Raw genomic sequence first — 23,200 nt, 5'->3', positions numbered from 1 at the left:
AATCCTTATTAAAATTCAAGTAATTAAATACATTTATAGTTAATTAATTAGATTTAATTTCCTCAGAAAGTTTTTTTAAAAAAACCGACGGATTATTATCAATAATTTTATCTATAATGTAGATAGGTCGGCGTTTAACTTCATCATAAATACGTCCAACATATTCTCCCATTAAACCTAAGAATAATAATTGAATACCAGAAAAAAATGTTATTGCTAAAATTGTTACAGATAATCCGGGAGTTAAATTAACCCCAGTAATTTTTTGTAATACAAAAAAACCACCTAATAGGAAACCAAAAGATGCTGTGAGAAAACCTATAATAGACATAATTTGTAAAGGACGCGTACTAAAGCTGATAAGACCATTAAGCGCTAACTTTAATGCTCCTATATATCGATTATATTTACTTTTTCCAAACAACCGAGGCTCCCTATTAAATTCAATAAAAGTTTGTCGAAAACCTACAAAAGCAACGAGCCCTCTTAAAAAACCGTGTTTCTCATGTAATTGACGCAGTTCTTCAATAACTCGGCGATTCATAATTCGAAAATCACCCGTGTTTCGCGGAATAGGCACTTCACTTAATTTGGCTATTAACATGTAGCCCAAATAAGCAATGGTTTTTTTAATCCATGACTCTCCTTTTCGTGAACGTCTTGTTGCATAAACAACGTCATAACCCTCATTTAATTTATTATACAAGTCTTTTATTAATTCGGGGGGGTCTTGTAGATCTACGTCAATTACTACGCAGGTTTCTCCTTTACAATTTAAAATACCAGCTATAGTTGCTGCAGGCTGTCCAAATTTACGAGACAATAGAATTAATTTAATCGCAGAATCATATTCCATTTGTTTTCTTATAATTATTTCAGTCAAGTCGGGCGATGGATCTAGGCAAAATAATATTTCATAAGATGTTGTCATGCTTAGTAATAGGGGTTGGATTCTATTTAAAAAAGGAAGAATATTTTTTTCTTCTTTATAAACAGGTACTACTATAGATAGTTTGATCTCTTTATTAAATTTCATCTTTGAACTCTACTCCTTGTTAATAGCTATATAACCTAGAAATTATAGAATTGTTTTAGAGTCTAATCTGAAAGAAGAAATGAAAAGACCTAACATACGGGAGTCGCCATTTATCTTTAACATAGCTGGTGAAATCGGTTTTTTATAAATAAATTGAACTTTTAATAAATCATTAGTATTTATTAATGTCTTAGGTATTTCAATTTTATTCTCGTATGAGAAATTATTAAGCTTATACTGCAACTTCCCTACAAAATGATTATTCACTAATACATCTACGGCTAGATTAGGATGTTTTTCAGTAACAAAAGGTATAGCATGAATGGTTAAAATTAAATTAGACTCAGGGAGTTTTTCAAAAATTAGAAAGAACGTAGAATTATCACCTTCAGACCAAGTACCTTTACCCTCGGGTATATTCCAGCCATTAAATAAAATTAAATAGTCTTTAAAATTACTTTCACTTGTTTCCAGAGAAATATTGGTTCCCAACTTGTATAAATTAGATCGACTCCAGCTTAACTTTTCTTCATCAGTAGATTTATCCTTCCAATTTGGCAATAATAGAAAAAAACCATCCGCTTCGACTACTTTATATGGAAAATTTATTTGCGAATTAACAATAATTTTTCTTAATAGTTTTTCTTTTATAACATACATTGTATCCTGATCAAGTTTTCCGTTAATTATATTATCCATCAATTTAACTTTAATTTTATAAGCTTTTTTAAAATCAATGCGGGCAAAATAACCTATATTTGTATTTAATTTATTTAATGCTGCATAATCAATTAATGGCAATAATTTCCAAAAATATTCTGGAAAAATATACACTAGATTTTTATATTTCTTTTCTGCTTCTGTCCAAATGTTTGACTTTAGAGGAGAAATATAATTATTTTTTGGAGTAAAATAATCTTTGAAATGCTTATAAATATTTGAAGAATCAACAATTTGCAAGCAAAGGCAAATCAGAATTAGTAATTTTATATTTAATTTTTTATAAGATTCAATTGTTATATAAAACACGCCTAAATAGATCAAATAATACATAGGCAATATCATTCTTCCAGAAGCTCTAAATACACAGAAAAAATCAGGTAACCTATAACTTAATATTTCATGTTGCCCCAATGCAATTCGATTAGATAGAGCAAATATCATTAATAAAACACTTACTGTTAGCAAAGGGAATATTCTCTTTAAAACGATAAGGTATTTTTTTTTGTCTAGTGCTAAGAATTTAGCCAGTCCCAATATCCCTAATATAAGCATTCCAAAACCTAAATAGCTAAAGCCTTCATAATCTCCCGGAGTGTTTGGTTGCTTTGATAAAAAACGAGACCAGCTATTATAAACAACATCGGATGGATCAAAAAAAGACAGTAAGTTCATTCTGAAATAACCCAAACCAGCGCCTTCAAAACCACTATGAATACTAAAGTAACCTGCTTGCCACATTACTAATATAAGAACTAAAATAGTTAAAAAAGCATATTTTATTATTTCCAGGTATTTCAATTCATTTAAAATTATTCTTTTTATTAGATCACTTCCCCATATTGCCAATAACATAAAAAGAAAATAAGCATGCACTAAGCTCGTGATAATTAACACACTAAGCCAAGCATATCTGCGAAAACTTGACGATAAATAGAGCCATATTCCTGCTAGAATTAGCCATTGTCCCAAAAATGATGAACTGCCATGCAAACGCCAAAGAAATGCCGGTGCTAAAACAAAAAAAAGACTTCCAAATAATTTTAACCAGCGATCATTGGTGATTTTTTCTAGCAATTTCCAAGAAAAAATCGCTTGTAAGATAAAACATGAGAATATCCACAATCCAGAATATTGAAAAGTTGTTGGTAAAAAACTAGAAATTAATTTAAAGGGGAAAGCAAAAAGGAAAAGAGGCTCTGAATAGATTATCGATCCTCCCATTCCCATACCATAGGGATAAATAGCCCCTAAAGGATTTTGAAGTATCGGTGTATGTCTAAAAAATTGCCAAGCATCGAAGCTACTTGTATTATCGCCATGTAAAAAAAGCCAATCTATGTTAGTTGGCCAAACTATTTCTCCTCCTGTTATTAGAGTGAACGCAGCAATACCGGATAAAATAGGCATCCATAAATAAAAGTATTTTTTTAATTTATCCAAGAAAAAAATCCATTTAAATAATCATCGTCCATAATGATTTCTGTATTTTTAAAATAAATTTAACTAATCTCTAAACTGCATACTATAAAGTTTGGCGTAATAACCATTTCTTTTGAGTAGCTCTTGGTGTGTCCCTCTTTCAACAATACAGCCTGCATCTAACACTAAAATTTGTTTAGCTCTCTCTACAGTGGAAAGTCGATGTGCAATAACCAACGTGGTCCGATTATGCATAAGTTCTTCTAATGCAGCTTGAATATGGCGCTCAGCTTCGGTGTCCAATGCAGAGGTCGCTTCATCTAAAATTAAAAATGGGGAATTTTTAAGTAAAGCGCGTGCAATTGCAATCCTTTGCCGTTGACCACCTGATAGTAACACACCATTTTCACCAATTAAAGTATCAAGTCCTTGTGGTAATTGCTCGATAAACTCCATGGCATGTGCTGCCTTAGCCGCACGTATTATCATAGATTCGCTCACATCGCTTAGTTGCCCATAAGCAATATTATGTGCAATGGTATCATTAAATAATGTCACATGCTGCGATACTAGAGCAAATTGACTACGCAGATCTTTTAGTTTTAATTCACGGATATCCACACCGTCTATTAAAATTTTTCCTAAATAATTATCATAGAAACGTGGCAATAAATTCACCAACGTAGATTTTCCGCTGCCGGAGCGGCCAACCAAAGCAATGGTCTCACCAGGATTAATTGTAAAACTAATATCTTGTAAGACAGGTTGGTCAGATAAATAGGCAAAACTTACATTTCGATATTCTAAACAACCTTTTAGTACGTTAAACGTATGCGTACCAGAATCAAGTTCATTTTTTTCATCTAATAAATTAAAAATGCTGCCGGCAGCAGCAATTCCACGTTGTATGATGCTATTTACTGCGGCTAAATTACGCATCGGTTTTAGTAATAACAACATGGCACCTACCATGGAAGTAAATCCACCCGCAGTAATATGTGTTAAATGTGAAATGGCTAAACAGATAGTGACTACCGCAATAGCGCCAGCAATAAGTTGCACACCTGAACTGGCTAAAGAATTAGTGACCACGACTTTTAATTCGCGAAATCTATTTCTTTCTAGCAAGGTTTGAAATTTTTTAGTTTCATATTCTTCGCCGCCAAAGGTACGAATCACTTTATAGCCATCGATAACTTCTTCTGCCACTTGCGTCATTTCACTCATAGAATCTTGAACCGCATTATTCAAACTTCGCATACGGCGACTGGAATAGCGCGCTATCCAAATCATAGTCGGTACGGTAATAAAAAATAATAGACTCAATTGCCAACTCGCCATTATCATCACGGCAATCAATCCAAGCACAAAAAAACTTTCTTGCACTAGAGTAATTAAAGAATTGGTACTTGCAATGGCTATCTGATCGACATTATAAATAATGATAGAGAGCAATTGACCCGATGTCGTATTATCATAAAATTTAGCTGGTAACCGTAACAACTTATTAAGTATGTCCTGGCGTATATTCATTACCACACTTCTTGCAACACGCGCTAAGCAATAGCTTGAGGAAAAATTTGCTCCACCACGTAATAAAAAAGCAAAGATTAAAATGAAAGGCAGATAATGTATAAAATGCTCATCTTTATCGACAAAACCTTTATTAAGTAAGGGTTTTAAAAACCAAATAAGTCCGGCATCGGTACTGGCCAATAAAATAGTGCCAATAATACCTAATAAAAACCAACCCCAATAATAGCGAAGATAGTGGAGTAAACGTCGATAACTATAAAAACCTGTGTGATATTGCGATGTCTGTTGTTCTGTCATATTTTTTTCTTAATTAAATGGCAGTACCACCTACTGTTAAAGCATCTATTTTTAATGTGGGTTGTCCGACTCCGACAGGAACGCTCTGACCTTCTTTACCACAGCTGCCAATACCGCTATCTAGTTTTAGATCATTACCGATCATAGAAACTTGCCTTAACACATCAGGGCCATTGCCAATTAAAGTGGCGCCTTTAACCGGCCGTGTTATTTGACCATTTTCAATTAAGTAAGCTTCACAGGCAGAAAATACAAATTTTCCTGAAGTAATATCCACCTGACCTCCAGAAAAATTCACAGCATAAAGCCCTTTTTTAACCGTTGCTATAATTTCTTCGGGGACATAAGGACCGGGTAACATATAGGTATTGGTCATGCGCGGCATCGGTAAATGCGCAAACGATTCGCGGCGACCATTTCCTGTCGATTGCGTACCCATCAAGCGTGCATTTAATTTATCCATCATATAGGCTTTTAAAATACCTTTTTCAATTAAAACCGTGCGCTGTGTTGGTGTGCCTTCATCATCGATAGTGAGCGATCCGCGTCGATTAGGAATCGTTCCATCATCGACTACGGTACATCCTGCAGAAGCGACACGCTCACCTATTCGACCTGAAAATGCTGAACTTCCTTTACGATTGAAGTCTCCTTCTAGACCATGTCCTACGGCTTCATGCAATAAAACCCCAGGCCAACCAGGACCTAACACGATGGGCATCGTACCGGCAGGTGCTTTTACTGCATCTAAATTCAGAATAGCTAAGCGGACCGCTTCTTTTGCTAACTCAGTGGCCACCTGATCTTTAATAAAATAGCTATAATCGGTGCGACCGCCACCACCGGCAAAACCTTGTTCGCGCAAACCTTTATCTTCTGCAATTACACTAATATTTAATCGCACTAAAGGTCGAATATCGGCTGCCATACAGCCTTCACTATTAATCACTAGAACCACTTCTTGTGCACCCACTAAACTGACATTCACGTGTTTAATGCGAGGATCACAAGCACGCGCCACTTCGTCAACTTCACGGAGCAAGCTTAATTTCTGTTGTTCAGTCCAGGAAGAAATAGGGTTAATTGGTTGATATAATGGCTTTATAAACGAATTTTTCTGCCAAGCATGGATTTGGCCATGCTGCCCAGTTCTAACAATACTCCCCGCCATTGTCGCCGCAGATTCCAAAGCAGGTAATATAATATCATCTGAATAAGCAAAACCTGTTTTTTCGCCGCTGATGGCACGGACACCGACACCACGCTCAATATTAAAACTACCGTTTTTAACGATACTATCTTCTAATACCCAACTCTCTAACTGAGTTGCTTGAAAATAAAGATCGGCCATATCAACTTTAGGCGTTAATAATCGGCCTAAGATGATTTGTAACTGATTTTCAGTCAGTCCAGCGGGGTCTAACAGGGTTTCACGGGCTAAAGTAAGACTATTTTTCATCATGTTCGTCATCCTAACTTAGCTGAAGTCAGGATGCAATTTTAGTGATTTTAACTCATGTTTAATAGCTTTGCCCTTTTCTAAAATTTGTAGATGGTTGAGGAACATACTTCGATGAGTCAAAGTAATTAATACTAGAAAAAATAAAAAGATCACTTTTTATCTGAGAAGCTAATTTTTTCGAGTCGATTTTTTTTAATAATAAAGTCGGATCAATGGTTAGTAATTCTGTTTTTAAATATTGATGACTACGAAAACCAAGATAAACTGTACTTTTCTCGTCAATAAAATCTTTAACTTTCAATAATAAATCGGTTTTAAACTCTTTCGGACTTTCTTTAATGAACCTCTCTAATTGATCATATCCGATAATTTCACAAACAAAGCATTCCGGATCACTAAAAAAATTAAAAATTTTAAAGAGATGATCTAATATTTCTTTGGGCTTTGCTTGCTTATTCTCTACTAAAGTTACAAAAACCTGCAACAATTTTGGAAAATACCATTTATTCCCCTCATGATGAAATTCAGTTCTATTAAAATATTGCTCTAGATCTTCAGCTTTTAATGCCTTTAAAAGAGTATCTGGAGATAACTTTAACCAAATTGATAGAAATTTTATCGCATCAGAAAAACTGCGATTGATGTTTATACATCTTTTTAAAAAAAATTCCAGATAGAAATCAAATTCCTTTTTCATTTGTTCCTTAGAAGTTTTATTTAAAAAAAAATATTTCTCCAATTCATTCAATAATTGATTAGTTTGTCCATCCCCAGAATGGCAATCTAAGCAATAATACTTATTAGATTGCTTTTTCCACTTTTCATCATAATATTTTTTAGAAAATTCAACAGTTGAAAGCGCAAACATTATTACCCTTTTTATTCCATTAAAATGATATGACTCTGAAAAAAGCGTTAATTTAACTTAATAAATTTTCTAGGTAAACCATCTTTTACAATTGTTTGAATTTTAAATTAAACAGAAGTTTTAACCACATCAGGTTTACTCCAAGATCCAGTTATGTGATACGACGTCTCAGCAATTTTCTGTACGGTTGAACCTAATACCGCATTAGCTAACCAAGCCACTACCCCTGCAACTGGGCCACCGGCCAAACCAACTATCACGGGTAAGCTAGAAGTAAAATGTGGAACCACCTTAATAATCAAATCATAGTCTTTATTCAACATACCAATTCGGCCAGCGATACTTATTTTCGCAACCGGTCCTTCGATAGTGACATCGCGAGTAATAGCATTACCATTTCGTAAAATAAAATTACCTTGTATATTTGTAAAATCAAAACCTTTGGTTTTTAAATCACTAAAATCTAGCTGCAAACGTTTGGTTAAGCTTTGTATACTTAAAAAAGTAAGCAACCGACCAAAATTTAATTTAGCTTCGTTACTGGATCCAATATCAACAATCTGACCATTAGTTGCAGTAAAAGAAAAATGACCTTTAAGTTTAGTAAAACTAAACTGATAGGGGGCACCTTGCCAATGCAAATTAAATCGCATATGTGCCTGTTCAGCGGCGATACTCGCTGGTAACCCCCAACTTCTTAAAAAATTGCTTAAATTCATACTGTCTAACTGGCCTATCAGTTCAGTCGAGCTACCGTCTTGAGTATGCCAGGCGCCATTAGCTATCAAGTGATAATTTGCATTTCCAGCATTTAATTCTCTCACCAACACGCCACCTAATATTGGATTTAATTTCAATTGCACAGCTCCAAAATTAATCTCCTTATAACGTACCTCTCTTGCGTTTAAATTAATCTTAGGTAATTGTTTGAAATTCCAACCATTAATCTTATTAGATTCAATCGATGAATCTAAATTAATAATGTCAAAGTTCGCCAGAATGGGTTGTAAATTACTATTAGGAATCAAAACATTTCCTTTCGCCGTTTGATTATCAATACTAAAACGCCAACCACTTTGTTCGGGTTTTAAATTAGTCAGGATATCATCATAATTTATGGTAATTTGTAGATTCGGTGTCGAACGAATAGACAACTCTATAGGTTTTTTCCATAATATTCCTGTCAATTTTTGTGCCGATACTCCATCCTGATTAAAGCTAAAAGGTCCGGTTAACTGATCTAATTGAATATCATGCGCAGGAATTTTCAATTTAGCATTTTCTGTGTGAGCAAGACCCAGTAATTTTAATTTTTGTTTTCCTGTTTCAAGAGGGATAGCTATTTGCATACTAAGCTGCAAAGGACCTATCAGTATTAAGTTTTTTAATTGACTCAATGTTCCATGAGATAATGGTGTAGCAATTAAAAAACGTTGACCTATTTCTAGACGAGTATGAATCTCATCACTAACAATATGTAATACGGCCTGTACATTTTTCTTAATAATTGGAATATTAGCTTGTATATTCTTTAAGCTTGTACCCAGCAACTCTGCAGTATCGATTAAAATTTGCATTTGCCGACCAACAAAAATAAGTTCGCCATTAATTTTTTGCAAGTTAGGCCAAGCTCGTTCGTAATCTAAAGTAGCGTCTTTTATTTGTGTATCAATTAAAAAAGTTCCATTATGTTGGTCAAAAGGAAATTGATTCAAAGGGCCTTGCAATACTAAAGTTCCTATACCTGACCCTTTAGTAATAGCTATACTCAACCAATGTAAAAGTTCTGAGCCTAATACAGTTTGTGGCAAATAATAACCAATATGTGCTGTATTATGTATTTTTACGTGCGCTAGTAAACTAATCTGCGATTGAATAGCGCGTTTTGGAACTAACAAAGAAAATTGTGAATTAACCGATACCTCCTGATTGGCTGCTTCAAATTGTGGAACTTGAATTACCCACTCCCCATTTTTTTGCTGCCAATTCAATTTGCTTGTTAGACTATCCAAATGTATCGGCGCTTTAAATAGTTTACTAAAATCTAGGCTGCAATCGTTAGCATGCGCAATGAGGTTTCCCATGCTAGGTGTCATATGCAAATAGGCATCTAGTCCTTGGATCCCTGGGATTTTTTGCCAAGTTTGCATACCGAAATTATGAACAATAGCGTCTATGCTCCAATTCTGTTGCTGAGTAGTTTGCCAAAGTATATGCGCCGAAAAAGGTGAAAAAGAAATGGCGGCTTGTTTATTAAATTTTATTGATACTGGGTGTAAATTAGTGAACAATCCTTGAAATTGTGTAAAATGGTCAGAGTCCCAATCGGCCCATATTTTAAAATTTGCTCTCGCGTTTTGCAGTTGCCAGCTTGGCTTCCATAGCTGTAACCACCGATCCAGAAAAACATTTTGGCCATGTAAAAAAACTGTTCCGCTCAGATGGTTCTGGGAGGATAATAATGGGGGACCACTCAGATTAACTTTAAAACTTAATTCAGAAAAGTTTTCTTGTAAAAAACTTAATTGACCACTTAATTGATGTTGATCACCGCTATTTTTTAATAGCAGATTTATTTGCATTGGTGACCATACGCTACCCGATTTCGGATAAAATTTTAAGCCCACATTTTTTAAACTTATTTCTGGTTCAGCTAAAACCCAAGCGATTAATTCATTTATGCCATTCGAATTAAGCTCAGAAGATTGATTAAACAATGTGCTAATACCAGAGAAAACCAATTGACCATCTTTAGTTTGATGCGCAACTAATTCAATCCCATTCACACTTATAGGGCCTAATTTTATTCCTCCATTGACTAAACTATTAAAAATATCGATACCTATATTAAGTTGTTTAACGCTTAATATAGGATGGGTTTGAGTATCATCCCAAATAATCACGTCTGATCCGTGAAAAATGGGCGTGAGACCCTGCCAAGCCACAGAAAATTGCTTGATTTGTACCGGCTTGTGCAATACTTTAGCGGCTAAGTTGGAAATTCCTTGCGCTTGTTTATTCAAATAAGGGGTTAAAATTCGGCCTGCAATAACCACCAAAGCAAAAAAAACGATACTACTTGTTAAAAATACGATGAGTAAGCGCGCTAGTGAATACAGGAAGTGTTTCATTCGATGAAAGCCAAGAAAAATGAATATCGAGTGTTAGCAGCTATAAAAATATCAATATTTAGAACTGTTAAAAACAACTAAATAACTGTTTTTAAGATGATAGCAACATCAGTATGCCCCCTATTAGCTTCTCGATATGCAATACGTATATACTCATTATACTTTAAAAACTTAAAAATTTTTGTTTTTTTTAACGCAAATGTTAATCAGCTGATGAAGAGCGCCATGTTATTAAAATCACCCACTATTTCTGTCATTGTGACTACTTACAATCGTCCCGATGCATTACATTTAGTTTTATCCGCCTTAGCACAGCAAACACAACTACCCAATGAAGTCATCATAGCCGATGATGGATCAACTGATGCAACTCGACTATTAATTGACCAATTACAACACCAACTTAATTATCCTCTCAAGCATGTTTGGCAACAAGATGAAGGCTTTCAAGCCGCTAAAATCCGCAATAAAGCGGTTCTACTTGCAAATAATAACTATATTATTTTTCTGGACGGCGATTGTGTCCCCTTTCCAGATTTTATCGAGCAACATCGCTTATTAGCTGAAACTTTTTGGTTTGTTTCTGGTCACCGACTCTTACTTGAAAAAAAAATTACACAAAAAATCCTGAAAGAATTTTTACCTATTTATAAAGACTCAGCTCTACAATGGCTATCACATTATTTTCATCGCCATTCAAATCGTTTATTTCCTTTATTACGTATCCGATTTAATAAATTACGTAAATTTCAAGCAAAGCGATGGCAAGGAGCAAAAAGTTGTAATTTAGGTTTATGGAAAGAAGATTTTTTGACCGTCAACGGTTTTGACGAAAGCTTTATAGGATGGGGATATGAAGACTCTGACTTAGTTATACGCTTGATCCGCGCAGGCATTAAACGTAAAACAGGAAAATTTGCAGTACCTGTTATTCATTTATGGCATCAACAAAATGATCGCGAAAAAGAACAAATAAATCTTAATTTATTAAAGCAAATAACCGAAAACCAACGAATTCATGCAAAAATTGGGATAAACAACGTAAGTTAATTAGTTTACATGATAGCTTCTTCAGATTTATAAGATAACTCTGCAAAGAATAAAGCGGTAAAAATAACATAAAAACAACCTTGAGTCGCGTCCATAAGCCATGAATTAAACAATGCCCCTACCGCGATAGACACCAAAACCGCTTGCGCAAAATATTGACGTAAGCCTTGCAAGCGAAAGCTACTCCAGGCATGAACAATAAACATGGCTAATAAAATAACAAGTCCTAATAAGCCAAATTGCACAGCAATATTAAGATATTCATTATGTGGATTTCGCGTAGCAAATTGTTTATCGTGTGTGACTGCTAAATAGTCCTGTGCAAAGCTTCCAGTGCCAGTTCCTATCCAAGGATGTTCTTTTAATAGTTTCATACTATTATGATAAAACTGTAAACGTAACCCTACTGAAGTGTCAAAGCTTCCATGTTTATATTGTGTAATTTCACTATGCATTAAATTGAAACGTTCTTTAAAATTAGCAGGTAAAAATAACAACCCACAACATAAAAAGATTGAAATTAATACTCCCGCTAGCAATCCTTTCCAGGCAAATAGTTGACTAGCCAATAACAACAACAAACTAAAAAGCACCACATAACCCGATCGACTTATATTAATAAATAATACATCGTAAACCGCAAGTAAAAACAATGCAGCAAACAACCAGCGCCAAGTGTTTTTCATTGAAAATGTAAATAAAGCAAAGCCATAGCTAGTAAATGCTAATAAAAACCCTGTAAAAATATGATCTTTAAAAACACCAGAATCTGAAGCAAAGCGATGTAGTAAATCCCAATGTCCAAAATATTTGATCAAAGAAAAGATCAGCGTCAGGCTAGATGCTAATAAAAAAGCAAATAAAGCAGAATATGCGGTTTTTTCATGTCGAAATGAACTAAATAAAAAAAATCCTAGCAAAAATTTACTATATTTTGTTAAAGTATGTAAGGCTAGCGACCATTGCACCGTGGTATAGCTAAGCCCTAAAAGAAACAGCGCAAAAAATATAATAAACATCAAAGCCATTGGATTATGGCGTAGAATAAGATATTTTTCATGCCAATTTCCGGCTAATAAACAACAAAGCACTGTCGCCGTGAAAAAAACCATCAATGCAGCGGTTGAGATGGGCAATACAAATGCAGTCAGCACCGCAAAAATTCGACTGAGCCCTTGAAAATAATCTCTGACAGGACGACGAGAACAACTTAGTGAATCTGCAGACATGATTTATCCTAATTCATAAAGATATACTAATTTTACATAACGATAAAAAACACCTAATGCATTGGAAACTGCCAATATAAACCCTTCACGACCATCCAAAAAACCTAAACGTAAAAAATAACCGCGAATAAAACACCATTTCGCATGCAAAATTGCTTTTAACAGACTAGATTTTGTGTGTTCTTGATACGACTTTTGCGCAGCAAAGCTAGAATAATGTTCTAATTTCAGTAATACTTGGCTAATAGTTTTCATGGTATCATGAAAAATCACTTCTTTTAGATTTCCTACATTTGAATATCCATGCAATTTCTCATGAATGATCGTGGGTGTAAATCGAATAGATGGTAATCGACGGAATAATCTAACGACTTCATCTCTGCTCCAATCACCATATCGAATTTTTTTCCCGCAAAAAAAAGATATTCTTTTTATAGCATAAGCATCATATCGATCATCGGTTTTTGAGATAATTCGTTTTATTTCTTCTATTAAGCCTGAACTTAAGGCTTCATCTGCATCGATAGACAATACCCATTTACCTTGGGCTTTATCTAAAGCCCGATTCTTTTGTTTACCAAATCCTGGCCAATCAGTTGAAAAAATATTCTGCGTATATGGTCGACAAATCTCCAAGGTATGATCTTGGCTTCCTGAATCCAAAATAATAATTTCATCAGCCCATTTTATTGATTCCAAACAACGCTGGATATCCTGTGCTGCATCTTTAACTATGACAATCACACTTAACGCTAACATATAATTTTTTTAAACCCTTAAAAGCTAGCAGCATATAACATACACCTACTCAATAGGTAGCTTTAGAAAGATGTTCACCTATCCACTTTAATGTTTTACTAAGAGAATGAAACTAAGTAGCAAGGTTTTCCGGATCATTAATAAGTCGTTTGACTTTATTAATAACTCGTTGTGCAGTTAAACCTTCCAAACAGCGACTCCGGCTGTTTATGTGTTGATCACAGCCTTCTTGAAAGCAAGGAACGCATACTCCCGAACCTTGCATTAAGTACACATTATTCCGATGCTGCGATCCTACTCGAACAAATGGATTATTTAAAGCCCATGTTTTAGGCCAAGGACCCCATTTTACAGGGTTACTTGGGCCAAATAACGCCATAGTTGGTGTACCTAACGCAGCCGCCATATGTGTCACTACCGTATCTGGGCCAATATAAATTTTAGCTTTACTTAATAAAAAACCGAGTTGATTTAAATTTAAATTGCCCACCATATCAATTGCACCTTGTGGTAATTCATCCAACAATTCCGCGGCCATTTTTTTTTCTGATTCGTTTTTATCTCCAGTTAACACAACCGTATAACCTATTCCTAATAGCCAATTGGCTAGGCCTATCCAACCTTCTTTAATCCATTCTTTATAAGAAAATTTAGGACGTAGATGTAAAATAGCTATTTTTTTATTCATATCAATGAGCTGCGTTACTTTCTGGGAATCTTTTTCCTGCCAAGCAATAACAATTTCTGAACAAGGACTTATCTGTAAAATTTCTGCCAATCGTAAGTTCATTAATACGGTATGCGTAGAAATACTATCAAATTCTACGGCTTTAGAGAGTAACAAGCGTTTCCACCAGCGACTCTTATCAGCACCTAACATGCCTACTCGATAGTTAGCTGCAAAATAAGCATAAAGTATGGCTCTATCTCCAGGCAAGGTGGCCACAGACATATCGTAAACGCGAAAAATTTTTTTGATTAATTGATAATGTTGAAAAAAATCAGGGCGCTCATCAATGCTAATAATGTTTTCTATATCTGGATTTGAATTAAGAATAGATTCAGTGCCTTTAAAAACCAAAAGATCAACTTTTGTTTTTGGCCAATGATGTTTAAAGGTCCGAATTAAGGGTGTAACAAGTAAAACATCGCCGATACGGCGAATACAAACAATTAAGAGCCTTCCTGGCGGTGATTTTTGCATATCCTTGCTAATATTTTATTCGGCTAATCTTTGCAGAGAAAAATTCAAAGTGTTTATCATTTAGTGTTAAGTCCCCATCCATTGAGTGCTTAATTTAAACGTATGTAAACACGAAAACATCAAATCGTGCACTATTTTATAAAAAATTTCAATCTTTAAGAATTATTTTTAGAGATATCGACTTTAACATCACCGAAGCATTGTATGTTATAAAATTCATCTTTTAAATCTTTAAACCACTTTACACGAGAATCAATACCAATAATTTCACGAATAATTTGAAACATTTCTGCATAATGGTTATTACAACCAAAATCATGCTCAAATTCTGTACCATCAGATAATATAATCTTTACTTTGCTCATATTAAGCCTTTTTAAGATAGGGTTTTGTAATCCTCTGTGCTGAGGAACGACCTGTCGCTAAAGTAATGTGTATTGGCAATATGGTACTTAAATTGTCCATAAGCCATTGATTTAAACAAGCATCTTCCCCGCTTAAAGAGACATCAATAGGTCTTTGAATATGAGCAGCTATTTTTGGTGCGATACGTTTTTTAAATGCTGCATTTCCTGAATAACTTAATAAACTACGCTTATTACTCGCTTTACTAAACATATATCCCCCTTGGAACCATTTTCTTTAGATTGCTGGGTAACATTTTGATTTTAAATAAAATTGATTATTGGAATTAAGCAATCTAGGTACTCAATCTACTCAGTAGGCTTTAATAGCACTTTAATTTGACTTGAGTTAAGCTTATATTTGTTAGATTTTTGCAGCATTAATTTTTTTTGAAAATTTTGAAGCATAAGTTATAAAATCCAGTCCCACTAAATATAGTGTTAATTTTATTTTGAACAACTATATATAGTATTATGCATTTTACTTACGTTTTTTTATACAATCACGTATAACAATTTTAGCAAAAGTTTGCATTATCCACAAGTTTTCAAAGGCTTTTTCACAGCTTATACAACAAGTTACACACTGATAAGTAAATTATTAACCATAAAAAATAATTAATAATAAGCTTGTTAGATGAAAAACAGATAGACTCTCAGTAATTGGTTTTTCGGCAAGTGCCGCATACAGGCAGCAATATGGTCTATACAGATATATAAGGTTTGCGGATTGCGCGGCAACACAGACAAAAATTCATATGCGAAAAGTATACTTAGAAACAAACAATGTTGATCAAGTAAAATATGATCAACATTATAATGAAGATAATGATGGTTAACCAATTACACAACAATTAAATACACTCACTGTGTCACCCGTATCTACGTTTGCTCCATCTTTAAAGAAAAAACTAGTTTTTTTTTCATTAGAAGGATTAAAAGAACGCGGATATTCTGATTGCTTATCTGGATAATATTTTTTAATTAGCGCTTCTAATATACTAATAGTTTTTACGGTGGGCACTCCCGAGTAATGTTCAGGTTCAAACTGCATTTGAAAAGTTCTGATTGCATTTTGAGTTTGCTCATCGAATTGACCAGTCGACGTTACTTCATAACCATAAATTTTTAAATTATCTTGTATCCATTTATAATCAATTCCATTTTCAGCATTAATGTTCTGCTCAATACTTAATCTTTGCTCTTCATCAGGCCAAGCACCTATACCTCGTTTAGCTAACTCTATAAATAAACATGGGCCTGGATCAGTTTTCCTGCCCAGCGCAATAGCCATATGACCTGTTATAAGTTGAGGAGGTATTTGATAGTATATTTCTCCAGTTTTTTCATCTTTTATTATTAGTTTAGGCTCAATTCCTTCTTTAATAAGTTTTGCAATAGTCTCAATTTGATAGTCGGTGTATTCATCCCTGATTAGCTTGCCTTGCTGCGCCAATGGAAAAAGATCTTTTTGAGCAAGATTAAGAAAAGGATCGTTTTCAACTCTCCATTCTTTCGTTAGTTGCTTATATTTATCTTTTTGTTTTTGTGATACGTTTTCTTGATAAGCTGCACGGTCGTCCGGTGGCACTAACCCACGTCCCATATCAGCTAAAAAGGCTGTTAATAATTCTTTACTTTCTAACAGCTGCAATAAACTTTCATCCTCTTCTTTTAAAGTTTGAATAATATATGCTTTAAGTTGATTTTCAACTTGATAGGTAAACAATACTTCTCCAGAATCCCGTTTTAAACCATAGCATAGTTAACTATTTCGATCCCTATTGAAGTATCATTCAAACCGCTTCTGCCAGCAAAATTACTGACACCTGCGTGCCAAGTACGATCGTTTATATCTGCAAATCTATAATATTCGTATGTTTCTTCACTCTCTATAATAGGTTGCTTTGGAATTAAAAAATGTGCTCCAACGCCGCCGCGAGTCAAAGTTTCCACAGAATCTTTTTCTTCTAAAACGGTATAATGCAATACGATAGATCGCTGGCGCCTATCAAAATTTTGCTTATCCGCAAATATAAATTTTTCTTTCATGAATATAATCCTAATTTTTGCTTTAATTCAAAATATATCTTACATAATATTTTTCGAAATATAAATAAAAAATATTTAGAATAAATAAATTTTTATACTAAAAAAATTAATGACGCATATCTAAAGGATTTATTCTCAGCACATTATTCATTAATGGCCAAACTAAGGCGCTCACTAATAAGGGAATCCAAGCCCAACGAAAATCAACCGGAAATCCCAGCCAGTTTTGTATCAAAATCAGCACAACCTGATAGATCAGAAGCATAACAAAAATAAATATTATTTGTTGCGGCAAGGGGAACATACGAAATTGCAAATGAAAACGATAAGCTAAATAAGCAACTACGCATAAAGCCAAACTATGTTCCCCCAAGCAGCTGCCATATAAGACATCAATAAATAAACCGAGTATCCAGGCTAAAGTAAAATGAATATGCTCCGGCAATACCATAATCCAATAAATTAAAACCAAGGGTAACCATAAAGGAAAAAATAAAGTCAAAGCAGGCGGTAATGGAATAATATTAAGTATAATCGCCGCAAAAAAACTAATCGCAACAAGAAATAAGGTAGAAAAATAAAGTGGTTTCATTCCGCTATCCTATTTTTTAAGCGCTTGTGCGATGGTTTTAACTTTTGAACTAACTTCCGTAGTCGGCGTATTGGCTGAAGAAATTAATAATACTGGCCGATTTCTACTTAATTGTGAACTCGGATCAACCTGTATACTAGCAAATTGTGTAGCAACATTCGTGTTAACGACACTGACGACACCTACAGGATAGCCTGCTGGGTAACGCCCACCTAAACCTGAAGTAACTAACAGATCATTTACTTTAATATCCACAGTACCAGGAATATCTTTTAATAAAAGTTTCGCGAGTCGTCCTCGACCCACTAAAATACCACGCACATCACTACGCACATCTTGAACAGGAATCGCACTACGAAAATCGGTTAGTAATAGTACACGACTGTTTAAAAAATCGACGTTGACGACTTGACCCATCACACCATTGGCATCCAGCACTGGCTGACCTACTTTAACACCATCCGATTGTCCTTTATCGACTATCACTTCATTCAATAAAGGATCAGCATTAACCAATAATAGTCGTGCCAAACGAAAATGTTGTTTTTTTAGATGTTCAGTCGCAGCTAATAATTGATTCAATTGCCTATTTTCACTTTCTAAAGCCGCAAAACGTTGTAACTTAGCTTGTAACAAAACTTGTTGAGTACTTAAAATCGTATTTTCAGCTTGTATTTTTTGTCGTGTTACAAAATTGCCCTTTATATTGTTGAATAGTTGCACCGGAGCATCTACCATATACTGGAAAGGGGCTACCACGTTATTTAATACACGACGTAACGACGGTAAATAATGATGATAATCCAATAGAATCAATAACAGAGATAAAAGAACAAAAAAAACTAACCTTAACCCTAAAGAGGTTTTTCCACGGTTAAATAATAGTTTAATAACGCTTACCTGCTAATCTTTGACTAAAAAATCCCCACCCATTTCATCGATAATCTCGAGCGCACGACCACCACCTCGCGCAACGCAGGTTAATGGATCTTCTGCTACAACGACGGGCATACCGGTTTCTTCAGTAATTAATCGATCTAAATTCCTTAGTAAGGCACCACCGCCAGTTAAAACCATTCCTCTTTCAGAAATATCTGCAGCTAATTCAGGGGGTGTTTGTTCTAAGCCAGTACGAATGGCTCCAATAATATTGGATAATGGTTCTTGCAAAGCTTCTAAAATTTCATTGCTATTCAAAACAAAAGCTCTGGGAACACCTTCTGAAATATTACGCCCACGCACTTCAATTTCTCGTACTTCAGATAGAGAAAAAGCGGTACCAATTTCGTGCTTAATTCGCTCTGCGGTGGGTTCGCCAATTAAGCTTCCATAACTACGTCGAACATAATTGACAATAGCTTCATCAAATCGATCTCCACCAATACGAACTGATTGTGAATAGACCACTCCGCCTAAAGAAATAACGGCAACTTCCGTAGTTCCGCCGCCAATATCTACCACTAATGATCCGCGAGCTTCATCAACTGGCATGCCTGCGCCAATAGCTGCAGCCATAGGCTCTTCGATCAAATAGACCTCTCTGGCACCGGCACCTAAAGCCGATTCACGAATAGCTCTACGTTCAACCTGTGTTGACCCACAAGGGACACAAACCAAAATTCGAGGAGCAGGACGTAAAAAACGATTTTGATGCACTTTACTAATAAAATGCTGCAACATTTTTTCAGTCACATAAAAATCAGCAATCACACCATCTTTTAGGGGTCGTATCGCACTAATATTACCAGGAGTACGCCCTAGCATACGCTTAGCTTCCCAGCCTACCGCGAGTACGCGACGTTGATTGCCCTCTTCTAAACGGATAGCGACTACGGACGGTTCATTAAGAACAATTCCTTCGCCACGAACATAAATTAATGAATTTGCCGTGCCTAAATCTATGGAAATGTCTTTAGAAAATAAACCGCGGAATTTGCTTAGCATAAAGTTGACCACCTACGTATGAACGTTTACCTACATAATATAGTGTGTGCCTACGCACTTTAGCAAATCTAGAAGATTTTATGCAAGCAACCTCATAAGATAGCAAAAATTAAAGCTGCAGGAATACACATCGATACGCGTAATATTTACCGATTCGCAAATCTAAGCGTAATAGGTATAATACCGAGCTTTTTACTGTACTAGATTTGGAGTTTCACTTAATTATGGTAATCACGCTTGAAGACGTTAATAAAATTGCTGATTTAGCTAGAATACAAATCAATCCTGAAGAAGCCGCTCAGTATTTAAAAAGCCTACAAGGCATTTTTAAGCTAGCAACGCAAATGGATGCTGTAGATACCACCTCAGTACAACCTGTCGCTCACCCTTTTGGCATCACACAACGCTTACGTGCTGACAAAATCACAGAAATTGTTCATAGGAAAGATTTTCAGCAGCTCACTGAGTATACTGAGGCAGGCCTTTATTGTGTCCCCCTTGTTTTAGAATAACTTTAGAGATGACTAAATATGCATAACTATACGATCACTGAGTTATCTAACGCGCTTCGAGCAAAAAAAGTATCGAGTACAGAATTAACACAACTTTTTTTAGCGCGTATCGATAAATATGATAAAACCTTAAATAGCTTTATTACTGTCACATCATCCCTAGCGCTAGAACAAGCCAAACGGGCTGATTTACAATACCAAAATGGCAGCGCTGGGTCCTTGACAGGTATTCCTTTCGCACATAAAGATATTTTTTGTACTACGGGTATTAAAACGAGTTGTGCTTCAAAAATGTTAGCTAATTTTGTTGCTCCTTATGATGCAACCTTAGTTAGTCGGCTTAATCAAGCTGGAACTGTGTTATTAGGTAAAACCAACATGGATGAATTTGCCATGGGCTCATCCAATGAAAACAGTTTTTATGGTGCAGTAAAAAACCCTTGGGATATTTCACGTGTACCCGGGGGATCTTCCGGTGGCTCCAGTGCTGCGGTTGCTGCCCGATTAACGCCTGCCGCAACGGGTACAGACACTGGGGGCTCTATAAGACAACCCGCCGCATTGTGTAATCTTACCGGGCTTAAACCCACTTATGGGCGTGTCTCACGCTATGGACTTATTGCTTTTGCCTCTAGTTTAGATCAAGCCGGTCCAATGACACAGACAGCAGAAGATGCTGCCCTTTTAATGAATGTCATGGCAGGTTTTGATGAGAAAGATTCGACAAGTATTGAACGAGCGGTTCCCAACTATATGTTGACATTGAATGATTCAATCGAAGGCCTAAAAATTGGATTACCCAAAGAATATTTTTCTAAAGATCTTGACCCTAAAATAGCAACAACTATCCAAGCAGCTATTAAACTTTATGAAAAGTTAGGTGCAAAAGTTAGCAGTGTTAGTTTACCCAATTGTCATTTAGTTATTCCTCTTTATTATATTATTGCATCGGCCGAATGTTCCTCCAATCTTGCTCGTTATGATGGTGTGCGTTATGGTTATCGTTGTAGTAATCCTATTGATTTAAAAGATTTATATGAAAGAACTCGTGGCGAGGGATTTGGTAATGAAGTAAAACGTCGGCTGTTAATGGGCTCTTATGTTTTATCCGCTGGTTCTTATGATGCTTATTATGCTAAAGCACAAAAAATTCGCGCGCTTTTAATCGAAGAATTTAAACAAGCATTTCAACAGGTTGATATCCTTCTAGGACCTACCACACCGACTACCGCATTCAAACTAGGTGAAAAAATCAATGATCCGGTCAGTATGTATCTATCGGATATTTACACCATTGCTATCAATCTAGCAGGTCTACCCGCCATTTCAATTCCAGCGGGATTTGTTGATGGGCTTCCCTTAGGGATGCAACTTATTGGCAGTCCTTTTACTGAAGCAAAATTATTGAATGCCGCACATCGTTATCAACAAGAAACTGATTGGCATAAAAAAATACCGGAGAATTTCAATCTATGAGCTCGGCTGAACACAAAAAATCCATGTACAATAATGAGCTCAAGTCATCCGAGAAGTCTGCTAGTACCTGGGAATCGGTTATAGGACTTGAAGTTCATGTTCAATTATCAACCCAGTCAAAGCTTTTTTCAGGTGCTGCTACCGCTTATGGCGCTGAACCCAATACACAAGCGTGTGCGGTGGATTTAGCTTTACCCGGTGTGTTACCCGTTTTAAATGCAGAAGCCGTGAATATGGCGATTAAATTTGGTTTAAGTATCCAAGCAAATATTCCTCATTATTCAATCTTCGCGCGTAAAAATTATTTTTATCCTGATTTGCCTAAAGGCTATCAAATAAGTCAACATGAAAATCCTATTATCGGACCAGGACACCTAACGATAGCGCTAGAAAATGGAGAGCAAAGAACTATTCGTATCACACGAGCCCATTTAGAAGAAGATGCTGGAAAATCTTTGCATGAAGGATTCGAAAATATGACCGGTATCGATCTAAATCGCGCTGGAACTCCATTATTAGAAATTGTTTCGGAACCTGATTTAACTTCACCCAAAGAAGCGGTTGTTTATCTTAAAACATTACATACACTGGTTCGTTATTTGGATATCTCGGATGGAAACTTACAAGAAGGCTCATTTCGTTGTGACGCCAATGTCTCTGTACGTAAAACCAATCAAAAACAATTGGGGAAACGTGTAGAAATTAAAAATTTAAACTCTTTTCGTTTTATTGAAAAAGCTATTCAATATGAAATTGATCGTCAAATTGACGTTTTAGAAATGGGCGGGAGTATCGATCAAGAAACTCGTTTATATGATACTGATAAACAAGAAACACGTCCCATGCGTAGTAAAGAAGACGCTAAAGATTATCGCTATTTCACTGATCCAGACTTATGTCCTGTCATCATCAATGCTGACTTTATTGAAAAAATTAAGCAAACCTTGCCTGAATTACCACAAAAAAAACATATTCGTTTTCAAACTGAATATAAACTAAATGCTTATGATGCGAGCTTACTCACATCAGTTCGAGAATTAGCTGACTATTTTGAAGAAGTTGTCAAAGAAAAAATCCCCGCAAAATTAGCAGTTAATTGGATCATGGGAGAACTTGCTGCCGCTCTAAACAAATCCAATTTAAGCATTCTTGAATCTCCTATTAATGCCAAACGACTTGCGGGTCTACTGCAACGCATTGCTGATCATACTATTTCTAGTACCATAGCCAAGGATGTGTTTGAAGAATTATGGCTTAGCAACAAAAACAGTGATGAAATTATTCAAGAGAAAAATCTACAACAAGTTACGGATCAATCTGCCATATTGAAGCTTATTGATGAGATTTTAAAAAAATATCCTGACCAATTAGCTGATTATAGAGCAGGAAAAGATAAACTATTTGGTTTTTTTGTCGGTCAAGTGATGAAAGCTTCAGGTGGTAAAATAAATCCACAACAATTAAATAGTCTATTAAAAGAAAAACTCGATCATTAAAAAGAAATTT

General features: G+C 35.3%; 20 protein-coding genes. 4 read left to right on the top strand and 16 right to left on the bottom strand.

The genetic code is table 11. The features are described from left to right. Positions 1-43: 43 nt before the first annotated feature. From AACL18_RS02470 to AACL18_RS02445, 6 genes are all read right to left on the bottom strand, one after another. Positions 44-1,036, bottom strand: coding sequence for a glycosyltransferase family 2 protein (locus AACL18_RS02470; protein ID WP_339051178.1), 993 nt, complete (start codon positions 1,034-1,036; stop codon positions 44-46). Positions 1,037-1,078: 42 nt separating this feature from the next. Next, positions 1,079-3,199: a DUF6311 domain-containing protein gene (locus AACL18_RS02465; RefSeq protein ID WP_339051177.1), complete on the bottom strand. Its 2,121-nt coding sequence runs from the start codon at positions 3,197-3,199 to the stop codon at positions 1,079-1,081. Between the two features lie 63 nt (positions 3,200-3,262). Further along, positions 3,263-5,011: a lipid A export permease/ATP-binding protein MsbA gene (gene msbA, locus AACL18_RS02460; protein ID WP_339051176.1), complete on the bottom strand. Its 1,749-nt coding sequence runs from the start codon at positions 5,009-5,011 to the stop codon at positions 3,263-3,265. Positions 5,012-5,024: 13 nt separating this feature from the next. Next, entirely contained in the window at positions 5,025-6,470 is a 1,446-nt protein-coding gene (gene tldD / locus AACL18_RS02455; RefSeq protein WP_339051587.1) for a metalloprotease TldD, read from the bottom strand. A 61-nt stretch (positions 6,471-6,531) separates the two neighbouring features. Beyond that, positions 6,532-7,341, bottom strand: coding sequence for a hypothetical protein (locus tag AACL18_RS02450; RefSeq protein WP_339051174.1), 810 nt, complete (start codon positions 7,339-7,341; stop codon positions 6,532-6,534). A 107-nt stretch (positions 7,342-7,448) separates the two neighbouring features. Beyond that, entirely contained in the window at positions 7,449-10,472 is a 3,024-nt protein-coding gene (locus AACL18_RS02445; RefSeq protein WP_339051173.1) for a YhdP family protein, read from the bottom strand. Positions 10,473-10,697: 225 nt separating this feature from the next. On the opposite strand from AACL18_RS02445, the gene AACL18_RS02440 reads away from it, so the two are divergent. Next, entirely contained in the window at positions 10,698-11,522 is an 825-nt protein-coding gene (locus tag AACL18_RS02440) for a glycosyltransferase family 2 protein (RefSeq protein ID WP_339051172.1), read from the top strand. 5 nt (positions 11,523-11,527) lie between these two features. Here AACL18_RS02440 and AACL18_RS02435 read toward each other — a convergent pair whose 3' ends face one another. From AACL18_RS02435 to AACL18_RS02390, 10 genes are all read right to left on the bottom strand, one after another. Then, positions 11,528-12,751, bottom strand: coding sequence for an O-antigen ligase family protein (locus AACL18_RS02435; protein WP_339051171.1), 1,224 nt, complete (start codon positions 12,749-12,751; stop codon positions 11,528-11,530). Between the two features lie 3 nt (positions 12,752-12,754). Further along, positions 12,755-13,510, bottom strand: coding sequence for a glycosyltransferase family 2 protein (locus tag AACL18_RS02430; RefSeq protein ID WP_339051170.1), 756 nt, complete (start codon positions 13,508-13,510; stop codon positions 12,755-12,757). Positions 13,511-13,622: 112 nt separating this feature from the next. Continuing rightward, positions 13,623-14,714 (bottom strand): glycosyltransferase family 9 protein, encoded by a 1,092-nt coding sequence (locus tag AACL18_RS02425; RefSeq protein WP_339051168.1) that lies wholly within the window; start codon positions 14,712-14,714, stop codon positions 13,623-13,625. A 155-nt stretch (positions 14,715-14,869) separates the two neighbouring features. Further along, complete coding sequence (locus tag AACL18_RS02420; RefSeq protein WP_339051167.1) at positions 14,870-15,079, bottom strand: hypothetical protein; 210 nt, start codon at positions 15,077-15,079, stop codon at positions 14,870-14,872. A 1-nt stretch (position 15,080) separates the two neighbouring features. Beyond that, the gene (locus AACL18_RS02415) at positions 15,081-15,332 is read right to left on the bottom strand and encodes a hypothetical protein (protein WP_339051166.1); all 252 of its coding nucleotides are present in this window, start codon (positions 15,330-15,332) and stop codon (positions 15,081-15,083) included. 621 nt (positions 15,333-15,953) lie between these two features. Further along, positions 15,954-16,847: a peptidoglycan-binding protein gene (locus AACL18_RS02410; RefSeq protein ID WP_339051164.1), complete on the bottom strand. Its 894-nt coding sequence runs from the start codon at positions 16,845-16,847 to the stop codon at positions 15,954-15,956. A gap of 20 nt (positions 16,848-16,867) precedes the next feature. Next, entirely contained in the window at positions 16,868-17,170 is a 303-nt protein-coding gene (locus AACL18_RS02405; protein ID WP_339051162.1) for an N-acetylmuramoyl-L-alanine amidase, read from the bottom strand. Between the two features lie 106 nt (positions 17,171-17,276). Then, a complete protein-coding gene (gene mreD / locus AACL18_RS02400) occupies positions 17,277-17,762 on the bottom strand; it encodes a rod shape-determining protein MreD (RefSeq protein WP_339051160.1) in 486 nt (161 codons plus the stop codon). Between the two features lie 9 nt (positions 17,763-17,771). Further along, positions 17,772-18,569 carry a rod shape-determining protein MreC gene (gene mreC / locus AACL18_RS02395; protein ID WP_422395891.1) on the bottom strand — a complete coding sequence of 266 codons (798 nt, stop codon included), beginning with the start codon at positions 18,567-18,569 and terminating at the stop codon, positions 17,772-17,774. A 96-nt stretch (positions 18,570-18,665) separates the two neighbouring features. Beyond that, positions 18,666-19,706, bottom strand: a complete 1,041-nt coding sequence (locus tag AACL18_RS02390) for a rod shape-determining protein (RefSeq protein WP_339051158.1) — start codon at positions 19,704-19,706, stop codon at positions 18,666-18,668. A gap of 224 nt (positions 19,707-19,930) precedes the next feature. Here AACL18_RS02390 and gatC point away from each other — a divergent pair, with 224 nt between their 5' ends. Genes gatC through gatB form a run of 3 tightly spaced genes read left to right on the top strand, consistent with a single transcriptional unit; the run spans position 19,931 to position 23,190 of the window. Then, a complete protein-coding gene (gene gatC, locus AACL18_RS02385) occupies positions 19,931-20,218 on the top strand; it encodes an Asp-tRNA(Asn)/Glu-tRNA(Gln) amidotransferase subunit GatC (RefSeq protein ID WP_339051156.1) in 288 nt (95 codons plus the stop codon). A gap of 18 nt (positions 20,219-20,236) precedes the next feature. Beyond that, on the top strand, positions 20,237-21,694 hold the full coding sequence (gene gatA, locus AACL18_RS02380) for an Asp-tRNA(Asn)/Glu-tRNA(Gln) amidotransferase subunit GatA (protein ID WP_339051154.1): 1,458 nt from the start codon (positions 20,237-20,239) through the stop codon (positions 21,692-21,694). A gap of 23 nt (positions 21,695-21,717) precedes the next feature. Continuing rightward, positions 21,718-23,190 carry an Asp-tRNA(Asn)/Glu-tRNA(Gln) amidotransferase subunit GatB gene (gene gatB, locus AACL18_RS02375; protein WP_339051584.1) on the top strand — a complete coding sequence of 491 codons (1,473 nt, stop codon included), beginning with the start codon at positions 21,718-21,720 and terminating at the stop codon, positions 23,188-23,190. Positions 23,191-23,200 lie beyond the last annotated feature (10 nt).

Source organism: Rickettsiella endosymbiont of Xylota segnis, from assembly GCF_964019545.1.
Classification (GTDB): Bacteria; Pseudomonadota; Gammaproteobacteria; order Diplorickettsiales; family Diplorickettsiaceae; genus Aquirickettsiella.
Note: the sequence above shows the minus strand (reverse complement) of the source record. Positions and strands in the feature narration are given on the sequence as shown.

Excerpts from the sequence above, each read along its gene's own strand:
- AACL18_RS02445 (WP_339051173.1), bottom strand. The coding sequence starts at position 10,472 with ATGAAACACTTCCTGTATTCACTAGCGCGCTTACTCATCGTATTTTTA.
- AACL18_RS02440 (WP_339051172.1), top strand. The coding sequence starts at position 10,698 with ATGTTATTAAAATCACCCACTATTTCTGTCATTGTGACTACTTACAAT.
- mreD (WP_339051160.1), bottom strand. The coding sequence starts at position 17,762 with ATGAAACCACTTTATTTTTCTACCTTATTTCTTGTTGCGATTAGTTTT.
- AACL18_RS02435 (WP_339051171.1), bottom strand. The coding sequence starts at position 12,751 with ATGTCTGCAGATTCACTAAGTTGTTCTCGTCGTCCTGTCAGAGATTAT.
- tldD (WP_339051587.1), bottom strand. The coding sequence starts at position 6,470 with ATGAAAAATAGTCTTACTTTAGCCCGTGAAACCCTGTTAGACCCCGCT.
- gatA (WP_339051154.1), top strand. The coding sequence starts at position 20,237 with ATGCATAACTATACGATCACTGAGTTATCTAACGCGCTTCGAGCAAAA.
- msbA (WP_339051176.1), bottom strand. The coding sequence starts at position 5,011 with ATGACAGAACAACAGACATCGCAATATCACACAGGTTTTTATAGTTAT.
- gatC (WP_339051156.1), top strand. The coding sequence starts at position 19,931 with ATGGTAATCACGCTTGAAGACGTTAATAAAATTGCTGATTTAGCTAGA.
- AACL18_RS02415 (WP_339051166.1), bottom strand. The coding sequence starts at position 15,332 with ATGTTTAGTAAAGCGAGTAATAAGCGTAGTTTATTAAGTTATTCAGGA.
- AACL18_RS02390 (WP_339051158.1), bottom strand. The coding sequence starts at position 19,706 with ATGCTAAGCAAATTCCGCGGTTTATTTTCTAAAGACATTTCCATAGAT.
- AACL18_RS02405 (WP_339051162.1), bottom strand. The coding sequence starts at position 17,170 with ATGAAAGAAAAATTTATATTTGCGGATAAGCAAAATTTTGATAGGCGC.
- gatB (WP_339051584.1), top strand. The coding sequence starts at position 21,718 with ATGTACAATAATGAGCTCAAGTCATCCGAGAAGTCTGCTAGTACCTGG.
- AACL18_RS02420 (WP_339051167.1), bottom strand. The coding sequence starts at position 15,079 with ATGAGCAAAGTAAAGATTATATTATCTGATGGTACAGAATTTGAGCAT.
- AACL18_RS02430 (WP_339051170.1), bottom strand. The coding sequence starts at position 13,510 with ATGTTAGCGTTAAGTGTGATTGTCATAGTTAAAGATGCAGCACAGGAT.
- AACL18_RS02450 (WP_339051174.1), bottom strand. The coding sequence starts at position 7,341 with ATGTTTGCGCTTTCAACTGTTGAATTTTCTAAAAAATATTATGATGAA.
- AACL18_RS02470 (WP_339051178.1), bottom strand. The coding sequence starts at position 1,036 with ATGAAATTTAATAAAGAGATCAAACTATCTATAGTAGTACCTGTTTAT.
- AACL18_RS02425 (WP_339051168.1), bottom strand. The coding sequence starts at position 14,714 with ATGCAAAAATCACCGCCAGGAAGGCTCTTAATTGTTTGTATTCGCCGT.